This is a genomic window from Algoriphagus marinus (genome assembly GCF_001936475.1).
Taxonomy (GTDB): domain Bacteria; phylum Bacteroidota; class Bacteroidia; order Cytophagales; family Cyclobacteriaceae; genus Algoriphagus; species Algoriphagus marinus.
Genome location: NZ_MSPQ01000001.1, coordinates 987,940 through 999,637, shown reverse-complemented (window position 1 = coordinate 999,637; position 11,698 = coordinate 987,940). Strand labels below are relative to the sequence as shown.

At 40.8% G+C, this 11,698-nt stretch carries 11 protein-coding genes; 4 read left to right on the top strand and 7 right to left on the bottom strand.

Translation table 11 applies throughout. The annotated features are described in order from the left end of the window. Positions 1-220 precede the first annotated feature (220 nt). The 5 genes from BVC88_RS04400 to BVC88_RS04380 form a co-directional block, all read right to left on the bottom strand. Entirely contained in the window at positions 221-817 is a 597-nt protein-coding gene (locus tag BVC88_RS04400) for a 3-keto-disaccharide hydrolase (protein ID WP_075349398.1), read from the bottom strand. Then, complete coding sequence (locus BVC88_RS04395) at positions 814-1,581, bottom strand: 3-keto-disaccharide hydrolase (protein WP_075349397.1); 768 nt, start codon at positions 1,579-1,581, stop codon at positions 814-816. Before BVC88_RS04395 ends, BVC88_RS04400 begins: the two co-directional genes overlap by 4 nt. A 191-nt stretch (positions 1,582-1,772) precedes the next feature. Beyond that, on the bottom strand, positions 1,773-2,531 hold the full coding sequence (locus BVC88_RS04390; protein ID WP_075349396.1) for an ABC transporter substrate-binding protein: 759 nt from the start codon (positions 2,529-2,531) through the stop codon (positions 1,773-1,775). Between the two features lie 67 nt (positions 2,532-2,598). Next, positions 2,599-3,663, bottom strand: coding sequence for a M42 family metallopeptidase (locus tag BVC88_RS04385; RefSeq protein WP_075349395.1), 1,065 nt, complete (start codon positions 3,661-3,663; stop codon positions 2,599-2,601). A 38-nt stretch (positions 3,664-3,701) separates the two neighbouring features. Beyond that, positions 3,702-5,285, bottom strand: a complete 1,584-nt coding sequence (locus BVC88_RS04380; protein ID WP_075349394.1) for an acyl-CoA carboxylase subunit beta — start codon at positions 5,283-5,285, stop codon at positions 3,702-3,704. A 200-nt stretch (positions 5,286-5,485) separates the two neighbouring features. Here BVC88_RS04380 and BVC88_RS04375 point away from each other — a divergent pair, with 200 nt between their 5' ends. From BVC88_RS04375 to BVC88_RS04360, 4 genes are all read left to right on the top strand, one after another. Next, a complete protein-coding gene (locus BVC88_RS04375) occupies positions 5,486-6,412 on the top strand; it encodes a Ppx/GppA phosphatase family protein (protein WP_075349393.1) in 927 nt (308 codons plus the stop codon). 89 nt (positions 6,413-6,501) lie between these two features. Further along, positions 6,502-7,572: an Ldh family oxidoreductase gene (locus BVC88_RS04370; RefSeq protein WP_075349392.1), complete on the top strand. Its 1,071-nt coding sequence runs from the start codon at positions 6,502-6,504 to the stop codon at positions 7,570-7,572. Between the two features lie 69 nt (positions 7,573-7,641). Next, complete coding sequence (locus BVC88_RS04365) at positions 7,642-8,103, top strand: hypothetical protein (protein ID WP_075349391.1); 462 nt, start codon at positions 7,642-7,644, stop codon at positions 8,101-8,103. Between the two features lie 97 nt (positions 8,104-8,200). Continuing rightward, positions 8,201-9,568 (top strand): Gfo/Idh/MocA family oxidoreductase, encoded by a 1,368-nt coding sequence (locus tag BVC88_RS04360; protein ID WP_075349458.1) that lies wholly within the window; start codon positions 8,201-8,203, stop codon positions 9,566-9,568. Between the two features lie 60 nt (positions 9,569-9,628). Here the strand turns inward: BVC88_RS04360 and truA are convergent, their stop codons facing one another. Continuing rightward, the gene (gene truA, locus BVC88_RS04355) at positions 9,629-10,420 is read right to left on the bottom strand and encodes a tRNA pseudouridine(38-40) synthase TruA (RefSeq protein WP_075349390.1); all 792 of its coding nucleotides are present in this window, start codon (positions 10,418-10,420) and stop codon (positions 9,629-9,631) included. A gap of 56 nt (positions 10,421-10,476) precedes the next feature. Beyond that, the gene (locus BVC88_RS04350) at positions 10,477-11,673 is read right to left on the bottom strand and encodes a CehA/McbA family metallohydrolase domain-containing protein (RefSeq protein WP_075349389.1); all 1,197 of its coding nucleotides are present in this window, start codon (positions 11,671-11,673) and stop codon (positions 10,477-10,479) included. Between the last annotated feature and the right edge of the window lie 25 nt (positions 11,674-11,698).

The window sequence follows — 11,698 nt, the reverse complement described above, 5'->3', positions numbered from 1 at the left end:
TATTCCGTCACCAAAACTCCTCTTTCAACCTTTTCCAAACCGCCGTTCGCGTCGTTTGGGAGTGCAAATATCTCCCTTTTATTTCTTCTGACAAGAGGAAGTTTAGAAAAATCTTAATATTTCTTCTAAAACGCTGATTTAGAACCTTAAAATTTTCAAAACAAAAATGCCTTTGAAGATGATAAATCCTCAAAGGCATCGAAAGGCTAAAATTTACCTCTTAAAGCTTTTTCAAAACAATGTTTCTCCAATAGACTTTAATTCCTCCACCATCATGAATTTGAAGTAAAACCCCTCCTTTTCCTTCTCCAATCTTAGAATCTGTGAAGTTTACCATTTCAGTTCCATTCAAATAGGACGTAACATTATCCCCTTTTACAACGATTCTCATTTTATTCCAATCTCCAAACTTTAAAGCTTTATCCTTTTCAGGATCTGGCTTAATCAACCAGCCTCTACCGTAAGACTCATAAATCCCTCCAGTATCAGAACCTGGAGGAGCTACCTCAACCTGCCAACCTGAAACCTTTGTTCCATCAACAGTCGATCTGATAAATACTCCCGAATTCCCGTTTGCTTCTTGCTTGAATTCTAGCGTAATCTCAAAGTCATCATAATCGCCTTCTGTACCTAAGTAGCCATAACCTTTATCAGGCCCACTTTCAGAAATCAACAATCCATCTTCAACATACCATTTTTCAGTACCATATATTATCCAACCGTCAAGATTTTTGCCATTGAACAACTTTTCTTTCTTCTGGGCAAAAGTGATTTGAGTCAAAACAAGTAAGACTCCTAGTAAAACTACTTTTTTCATAATTTCTTTATTTTAATATTTTTAAACCAAACAGGATCTCCATGATCTTGGAGCGCAATCAAACCTTTTCTTGCAATTTTATAGTCAGGAAAATCATTCCATTTACCAGAATTACGTTTCGCCATCCAATCCTCTGAATATGGAACAAATGAAACAGTCTGCTTCCCATTCAACCAATAGCTTGCACCGGCTTCAGAAAATATGATTTTAGAAGTATTCCATTCACCAGCTGGCTTTACAACACCTTCATAATCTGGCTCAGTCATAGCATAATCACCTCCAATTGATTGCCAAGCTTCCAGTTTTTCTGGAAAACCTATTTGATCAATAACCTGATATTCCGGCCCAGTGTAATAAGGAGCTTTGTAATTCGGACCTTCTACCACATGATAGAATACACCACTATTGCCCCCTGGAGATATCTTCCAGGTGAACTCCATTTCAAATTCTTCAAACTCCATTGGTCCAAAAACAATATCTCCCCCGAAATCTTCGCCTCCTGTGGCCCCAAGACCTTTCAACGCCCCATCCTCAATAATCCAATTAGGAGGAAGGGTATCTCCATTAAAAGCCCTCCACCCATCAGCGCTTTGGCCATCAAATAAAAGCATCCAACCGTCTGCTTTTTCTTCATCAGTCAGAGAATTATCAGGGACAATAATTTCTTCCGCCACTAATTCTTCAGCAGAATCTTCTGCTGGCTTGGGTCCACATGACCAAGCAATGACGAGCAATGCTAATAAGGCAATCTTAGAATTTTTCATTTTTATTGATTTGATTATACTTCGTTCGAGTTTCTAAAGTAAGCCAGGTAATTGGCAAATAGATCTTATTTCCTCTTTCTAAAGAAATGCTGTAGATCAAAGTCAAAAGTTAATTGAAATTTTTAAAAAAGTATTTGATGAAATTAGAATTTTTCATCAGTGGCGAAATGACGTATATATAAGGTAAATCTTTAAAGTGATTCAAAATATTGCTTAGAGCGGAGCAACCTTGATCCATACCAAGAAAACAACTCTCCGTCAACTAGCTTGATTTTAGTATTTGGTAAAAGATCTCCAAACTCTTTCAAATGACCTTCTTTAAATGGAAATGGCTCTGAACTCAAGAGCAAATAATCCGGATTAAGTCGTATAAGCTCTTCTTTTGAAATCTCGGGGTAACGGTTGCTTTGAATCAGATTTTCAAAGCCCGCCCTAGTCAACATTTCATTAATAAAAGTCTTTGATCCAGCCACCATCATAGGATTATTCCAAATCAAGTAGACTACACTTCCCTTCCTTATTGGCTTTTCTAAAAAATCTGATTGAATTCGATCTGAAATTAATTTCGCCTCCTCTTCAACTTTGAATATCTCTGCCAACCGAAGCATCATATCCAAACTATCCTCCAATGTATAGATATCACTCATCCATACGGGATACTTTTTCATGAGAGTCTCAACCCCCTCCTGATCATTCTCTTCCTTATTACCAATTATCAGATCGGGATTTAATTGGTCAATCAAATCAAAACGATAAATTTTTGTACCACCAATAATCGTTTTACTTTTCCGCAGGTCTTTAGGGTGAACACAGAACTTAGTGACTCCAACTATCCGATCTTCCAAACCCAAATCAACCAATAATTCTGTTTGGGATGGAACCAATGAAACAATTCGTTTTGGAATCGAAGGAATAAAAATGGAGCGGTTGAGCTGATCAAGAAAAATCATATCCAAATTCAACTTTGCTTAGACCACAGCTAAATCCATCTTTAGCTATGGTCTAAAGCTTGTTGACTTATTTTATATATCTGAAATCAAAGCTTGGATCAAATTCCAAAATGAATTCGACCATTAAATTGATTACTTGTTCGATATCCGATTTACTTGCTGTTTCTACAGTAGTATGCATATATTTCAAAGGCAAAGAAATCAAGGCAGAAGGTACTCCTCCATTAGAATAGGCAAAAGCATCTGTATCTGTACCTGTGCTTCTGGATGCTGCAGACCGCTGAAAAGGAATACTATTTTTCTTAGCCGTGGCAATGATCATATCCAGCAACTTTTTGTGAACTGATGCTCCATAAGTTAAAACTGGTCCATTGCCAGCCGTCTGGTCTCCGCTTGCAATTTTGCTATACATGGGAGCGGTGGTATCATGACATACATCTGTGATGATCGCTACGTTAGGTTTGATGTTAGCAGCAATCATCTCTGCACCCCGAAGACCAATTTCCTCCTGAACTGCATTCACTACATAAAGTCCAAAAGGTAATTTTTTTCCTGATTCTTTTATTTTTCGAGCTACTTCTGCAATCATATAGCCACCTATTCTATTATCGAGCGCTCGGCCTGAATAGAATTTCCCATTCAATTCCGTTAACTCATCTTGAAAAGTAATTACACAGCCTACGTGGATTCCCATTTCCTCTACCTCAGCTTTACTTCGGGCTCCGACGTCTAGAAAGATATTATCCAAAGTTGGGGCATCTTCTTTTCCGTCCTTTCTGACGTGAATAGCCGGCCAGCCAAATACTCCCGGAAGTATTCCTTTATCGGTGTGGATATTCACCCGCATGGATGGAGCGATCATATGATCTGAACCTCCATTTCGGCGGACGTAGATATACCCATCGTCTTTGATGTAGTTTACAAACCAGCTGATTTCATCTGCATGGGCTTCAATGACGAACTTGAACTTTGCCTCGGGATTGATAACTCCGACAGCTGTTCCATAATTATCAGTGAAATAACTGTCTACAAATGGCTTGACATAATCCAACCAAATCTGTTGGCCTGATGCTTCAAAACCGGTTGGGGAGGCATTATTTAGATATTTATATAGGAAGGTATTCGATTCCATTTTTGAATTTGAAAATTTAAAATTGATTATTGAATTTATTAAAGTGGGATATTCCCATGCTTTTTTCGTGGAATTTTGTCCACTTTATTCTCGAGCATTTTGAAAGCTTTGATCAGCTTCATTCTAGTTTCAGAAGGCAAGATTACCTCATCGATAAATCCGCGATGAGCTGCTCGATATGGATTTGCAAACTTCTCAGTGTACTCATCCACTTTTTCCTGAAGCTTTGCTTCTGGATCTGCTGCCTCAGCGATTTCCTTTTTGAAAATAATCTCCGCAGCTCCTTTTGCTCCCATCACCGCGATTTCTGCTGTTGGCCAGGCAAAATTCAAATCTGCGCCAATATGCTTGGAGTTCATAACATCATAAGCCCCACCGTAGGCTTTTCGGGTAATCACCGTGATTCTTGGAACCGTGGCCTCTGAAAAGGCATAAAGTAACTTTGCTCCATTCGTAATAATCCCATTCCATTCCTGATCCGTTCCCGGTAGAAATCCTGGGACGTCTACTAATACAAGTAGTGGCACATTAAAACTATCACAAGTTCTTACAAATCGAGCGGCTTTAGTCGAGGCGTGATTATCCAAAACTCCAGCCATTGACTGAGGCTGATTCCCAACTACTCCAATACTTCGTCCAGCAATTCTGGCAAATCCAACTACGATATTGTCGGCATAGTTTTCGTGAACTTCCAAAAATGAATCTTCGTCCACGATCCCTTTGATAGCGTCTCTGATATCATAAGGATGATTAGGGTTTTCGGGAATTAATGTGTCTAATTCCTTTCTATGCTCATCTCCTTGAATTTCATAGGAATATTTAGGAGCGATTTCTTCGCAATTTTGAGGGAGGTAGCCCAGTGTTTGTTTGATGTGCTGGATACATGCCAATTCATTTGCGCAAGCAAAATGAGTAACACCGCTTTTAGTACTATGGGCAGAAGCCCCTCCTAATTCTTCAGCTGTGACATTTTCTTGTGTGACGGTCTTCACCACATTTGGTCCAGTCACAAACATGTAAGATGTATTCTCCACCATGAAAATAAAATCCGTAATCGCTGGTGAATAAACCGCGCCACCGGCACAAGGACCCATTATTCCCGAAATCTGAGGAATGACTCCGGAGGCTCTGGTATTTCGATAAAAGATATCCGCATAGCCACCCAAGGAATTGACTCCTTCTTGGATTCTTGCCCCACCTGAATCATTTAATCCAATCACTGGAGCACCATTTTTCATGGCCATATCCATGATTTTGCAGATTTTCTCTGCATGTGTCTCTGAAAGCGAACCTCCAAAAACGGTAAAGTCCTGTGAAAAGACATAAACTAAACGGCCGTTAACCTCGCCATAACCAGTCACCACTCCATCTCCAAGGTAGTGCTCCTTATCCAAACCAAAATCTTTGGTTCGATGCATCACAAACTTATCAATCTCCTGAAAAGTCCCCTCATCAAGTAATAAATCCACTCGCTCACGGGCGGTAAGTTTTCCTTTTTTATGTTGAGAGTCGATCCGTGATTGCCCGCCACCAAGAAGCGCTTCTTTATTTTTCTTTTTTAAAATCTCTAATTTCTCCTGATTGGGAGTCAAAGTCGAATTGGGTTTATGCTGTTCTGTCATGGAAAAGTTTTTTGTCAGGTTCAAATATAACAGCCTTTGGACAGGGAGAAAACAAATCCGTACAAGTGGTTTGGCTATTTACTTGAAGCTCGGGTAAGAATTCGATAGAAATCAGGTTTTGCTATTTTTTCACATTTTATTAATCCATTGAAATTCAATAAACTTTCTATATTCGCCCATCCAAAATTTGGGCAATAATTATGAGTACGCGAAAGGCAGCGGTGATTGACATGGGAACCAATACATTTCATTTGTTATTGGTGGAGATCAACGGAGTGAATTTTAAGACGATTTACAAGGAAAAAATCCCGGTAAAAATAGGACAAGGAGGGATTAATCAGGATTTCCTGGCACCCGAGGCGCTCAAAAGAGCGATGCATACACTCCGACATTTCAAAAATCTTATTGATGGAGAAGGCATTTCACACATTTTTGCTTTTGCCACCAGTGCGGTCAGAAATGCTAAAAATGGTCCTGAATTCGTAGAAACAGTAAAATCAGAAATCGGTATTGAGATTAATGTCATTTCTGGGGAGCAAGAAGCTCAATTGATCTATGAAGGGATCAAGCTTTCCGGATCTCTGAATGGCCAAATCGAATTGATGATGGATATTGGGGGAGGCTCAGTAGAGTTCATTATCGGAACTTCTCAAGAGGTGTTTTATAAAGAAAGCTTTGAAATTGGTGGCCAACGATTGATGGATTTATTTCATCATCATGACCCAATTCTTCCAGAAGAAATAGAAAAATTAAAATCTTATTTAAGGAGCAAACTTCAACCGCTGATCAATGCGATAAAAACCTATCATCCCACGGGATTGGTCGGAGCATCGGGAACCTTTGATACATTGACTGACATGTATTTTGAATCGATGCTTCAATGTAAATTGACTGGACAGCATGTATTTGAATTACCCATTGAAGAGTTCAAAAAAATCTATCATGATCTTACCGTGAAGACCAGGGAAGAACGACTAGCGATTCCCGGCATGATTCCAATGCGAGCGGATATGATCGTAGTAGCATCCAGCCTGATTGACTTTATTTTGGATTTTATTCCCATTCGCTCCATTACCTGCTCTCATTATGCACTGAAGGAAGGGGCTATTTCCAGGCTATTGATCTAAGAATAAAGCCTCGGAATTCGGCTCTTTCAAAAAATTCATTTCCTTATCTTTGGCCAAAATCTAATCATTTTGGCCTTTTCTTTTGAACCATGAATTATTCCTACGAACAACTATACGAATTCACTTTTCAGATGCTTTGCAAAATCGGTTGCCCGGAAGATCAAGCAAAGACCGCAACTGAAGTTTTGCTTTCAGCGGATCTGAGAGGAGTAGATTCGCATGGAGTGGCAAGATTATCCGGCTATGTTCGCCTTTGGGAAAAAGGCAGAATTAATGCCACTCCAAATATTCGGGTAGTTCACGAAACACCTTCTACTGCTGTAGTAGATGGTGATGGTGGATTGGGATTAGTGGTAGCTCCATTTGCGATGCAAGTGGCCATAGAAAAAGCAAAGATCGCTGGAACTGGATGGGTTTCTGTAAAACATTCCAATCACTATGGAATTGCAGGTTATCATGCAATGATGGCTTTGGAGCATGACATGATTGGAATCTCTTTGACGAATGCAAGCCCTTTGGTAGCCCCCACATTTTCTCAAGAAAGATTGCTCGGAACCAACCCAATTGCCGTCGCAATTCCAGCTAAGGATCAACCTCCTTTTGTGGCCGATATGGCAACTACAACCGCAGCTAACGGGAAATTGGAAATCTTACAACGAAAAGGAATGGATACCCCTACTGGTTGGGTTCAGGATAAAATCGGAAACCCAACAACCTCCGCAAATGGTGTTAAAGATGGTGGTGCCTTACTTCCCCTTGGTGGGGATCGGGAGCATGGATCGCATAAAGGATATGCGCTAGGTTCGATCGTGGATATTTTTTCAGCAGTTCTTTCCGGTGCTAATTATGGGCCTTGGGTTCCTCCATTTGTGGCTTTCCTAGAACCAGACCCCAATCCAGTGGGTGAGGGAATTGGTCACTTTTTTGGGGCGATGCGAGTAGATGCGTTTCGACCGGCAGATGAATTTAAGTCACACATGGATAATTGGATCGGGCGATTCCGAGCTGCTAAACCAACTCCTGGTAATGAAAAAGTATTAATCCCTGGTGATCCTGAGCGAGAATTGGAGGCAATTCGAATGAAGGAAGGCATTCCTTTATTAGATCCTGTAGTAAAAGATTTGACTGAGTTGGGAGAAAAGTTTGGGGTGGGATTATAAGTAATTTAGACTGGGAGTATAAATAGATTATTCTTGATTTCTATTAAATTGGAGGCAAACCAATGTTAGATGTCAATCATTTCCCTTTCTCCCCGCCCTTCCTTTGAAACCCATCCCAAGCTCGCCAAGCAATCCCTTTCGCTTGAAAATCTTTTAACAGCCATCTCGAGAAAAGATATCCCTGAAGCCCAAGCTTCAAAAATCAACGAAATCATCGCCGGCATAAATAATTTCTCCGGACCAGATCCAGAATTGCTCAAAGCGATGAAAGCTGGGCAGGCCGCAATCCTCAAACTTCTTGAAAAAGAGCTGAAAATCGTTCCTCAAAATCATTATCAAACACTTTGGATGGCATTAGGAATGTCAGCAATTGGGCTTCCACTAGGAGTTGCTTTTGGAGCAGCAATAGGCAATATGGCCTTTTTGGCGATTGGAATACCTATCGGGATGTCAATTGGAATTGCCTTAGGGAATGGGATGGATGTCAAAGCCAAAAACGAAGGAAGGCAACTGGAATGGAAGGCAATTTGAATTCCATAAGTTCATAAATACCGTTTATCCTTTCAAAGTTGCCCAATCCACTCATTTTTGTAAATTAAGTTCACAAAACAACTCAACCCAAAAACCTATGAATCACTTAAATAGACGCGATTTCCTCAAAGGATCTTCAGCTTTGGCTGCTTTGGCAAGCTTTGGCTTACTTGGTATGGATTTCAAAGACCGCGAAGGACCAATCCAAGTAGCTTTAATCGGCACAGGCTGGTACGGGAAATCAGACCTTTTTCGCCTAATCCAAGTCGCAGATGTAGAAGTAGTAGGTTTGTGCGATCCCGATCGAACTATTCTAGAAGCAGCAGGAAAGCTGGTCTCAGAGCGCCAGAAATCGGGTAACGTTCCTCCACTTTTTGAGGATTATAAAAAACTCCTCGCGGAAACGAAGCCCGAGTATGTCTTAATTGGATCTCCGGATCATTGGCATGCTTTAATGGCAATTGATGCGCTTAAATCAGGTGCGCATGTTTACTTGCAAAAGCCAATTTCAGTCGATGTGATCGAGGGTGAGGCAATCTTGGCAGCTGCTCGGAAATACAATAAAAAGGTGCAGGTAGGTACGCAACGAAAGAGCACCCCGCACTTGATCACCGCAAAAAAAGAAGTCATTGACAAAGGGCTTTTAGGCAAAATCTCACATGCTGAAATCTGTTGTTATTTCCACATGCGAGCCAACGGAAATCCACCAGTGGAGCCTGTTCCTTCATTTTTTAATTATGATCTTTGGACTGGCCCCGCGCCTTTGAGGCCTTATGATGGACTTCCACATATCAGATGGTGGAGAACTTTCATCGAATATGGAAATGGAATCACAGGAGATATGTGCGTGCACATGCTGGATACAGTCCGTTGGATGCTGGCACTTGGCTGGCCAACACAGATTACCTCCTCCGGAGGAATCTATGTTCAGAAAGAAGGGAAATCCAACATTTCTGATACACAGACTGCAATCTTTGAATACCCTGAGTTAAATGTAGTATGGCAGCATCGGACTTGGGGAAATCCAGTAGATAAGGATTATCCTTGGGCTTTTAAGATTTTTGGCGAACATGGCTACTTGGTAGGAAGTACAATGCAAGCGGATTTTATTCCTTACGGTGATGACAAAAAGCCTATTCATTTTGACCTTGTATTAGAAGAAGAGCAATTCCCTGAAGATGTCACTGAAGAGCGAATCGAGCTCAATGCTGCTCCAGCAACTCGCCTTCATATGAAAGATTGGCTGAATTCCATCGAAAAGGATACGCTTCCGATAGCAGATATTCAGGAAGGTCATATTTCGACCGCTTCCTGTATTTTGGCAAATATCTCCATGGATTTGGGCGGTCGAGCATTGAAGTATGATCCAAAAACCATGACCGTAATCGGAGATCAGGAAGCTACTTCAAAACTTAGACGACCTTATCGTGCTCCCTACGTGCATCCAGAACCTAATAAGGTATGATCGAAATTTTGAATTCATAAGTGAGAAATCTGAAAAAATTCAAGTTTCAGACTTCTCACTTTAGCTTTCTGATTTCAAAATTGTTTTCCAAAGAATCAGTCCATTTGCCGGTGCAGGAGGGATTTGATTCCAATCTGAATTAGGATTTGCCAGTCGATTAGAAATATCGGCTAGCTTCCAATTTCCATTTGAAACTTCCCAAAGTGCAGTCATCATCTTTCGAACTTGGTGATGGAGAAAACCCGTACCGGTCACTTCGAAGTAATTTATTTCCTTTGGGAAGAAAGTTCCTAGAAATTCATTCGAAGCATAAATCCCCGCAGAAAGCACTGCTCTGTTGTAATCGGTTTTATTTTCGGAGGCTTTGCAAAAAGCTTTAAAATCATGACTCCCCACAAAAAGCTGGGTAGCTTCTCGCATCAACTCCAAGTCTAAAAGACCAGAAACATTCACTAGGAACGCAGAGGCGAAAGGGTGAAGATTCGCTTCACTGGAAAAATAATAGCGATAGGTTTTTTGCCTAACTGCCTGAATCAAATTAAAAGTCAGGGGTACTTCCTCCACTCTATTCAGACGAATGTCATCCGGCAAGTGAGTTTTCAATTCAGGAAGTAGCCCCTCCATTTCTACCTTTTCTCGTAAGAAAAGCTGCACAAATCCTCCCAGGCAAGAAACCCCAGAATCGGTCCGACTTGCTCCAATTAAGGAAAAATCTTCATGTCCGAAGACATGTCGAAACACCCGCTCCAGTCTCTTTTGCACTGTAGGTTGATTGGGCTGTGGAGCCCATCCTTTGTAGCGAGCTCCAAAATAACTTATTGAAAAAAGGTAAGAGAAAGGGCGGGATTGCATGTTCAAATATAAACTAGCATTTACAAAAGGAAAGTCAGGGAGACAAGAAGTCTGCTCTATTTTTTCAAGACGGGCTGGGTCCAAGCCACTTCCATGTCCCCTATTTGATAAGGATTTTCTTTTAGTTTGGAAGAGATGATTTTAGCGCGAACATACATATCATCCTCCTTCAACGCATAGGTTGAAATTTGCCCCTGCTCTTCTTTCAATAAAACACCACTTTTCGTTGGGTTTGACTTTTTTGTCCCAAAAAACTGGATGGTATAAGTAACATCTTCTTCAGTTTCAACATTCACGGACAATGTTTCACCATCAAAATCAATAGCACTTAAAGTGACCCCTGTGCTTGAATAAAAATCACCTTTTTCCATAGCTTCAATTAAAGAACTTGGACTTAAATCTTCAGCCAAAACCATGACCCAACCACGTCCAGGATTACTGCTTACTTGATCGAATACATGATAATTGTGGGCATCATCAACTGCTAATCCATAGAGTAGCGGCTTGCCATCAGTCAAATAAGACACCTGAACTTTATCCCAAAGCACTTCCATGCTTGGCCGCAGCGAATCTCCGTAATTATTTACCATAGGATGCCCATTGTACACTTCGAAAAATCGCTCTCCATCCAAGGCCATGATATCTTCAGGAGTGATCGCCCAGATAAAATTTGGATGATTGATATGCAAAAACATGGGCACGCCGGTCGAATCTCGCTGAGCTTTGACCCGATCTAAACCATTTTGCAATATTTCCGGAACAGAGTTTCCTCCCTCTGCAGGTATTAATTTCTGGATGTTCGTCACATTCATGTGAAGTGGTTTCTTTTCAAAATTCTCTGTCAATTCCTGTGATTGAATTATTAGGAACTCCCCCTCCTTTTCAAACATGGGAGCATACTCCGCTAAAGTTTTCAGCTTTACTTCTATCCTACCTGCAGAGTCTTCTCGATACGTCACCTGATCCCCATACTTCTCAAAATACTTTTGAAAGCCCATTTCGTGGGAAGGTGATTTTGGGATCAATTTCCATTTTTCACCCTCAGCAAGCGTATTGTGATCCGATAAAACCACAAAATCATAGTCATGGGATTTATACCAACCCATAATCATCTCAGGATAATCATCCCCATCAGACCAATAAGAATGGGTGTGGAGATTTCCTTTGTACCATTGCTTGGTGGGTTCTTCTTTGGTCGAGCATGCGAAAGTTAAGACTAAGAGAAAGAGAAAAATTACTTGAGAGCTTTTCATTGGGTATACGTGGAAAATTATCTCT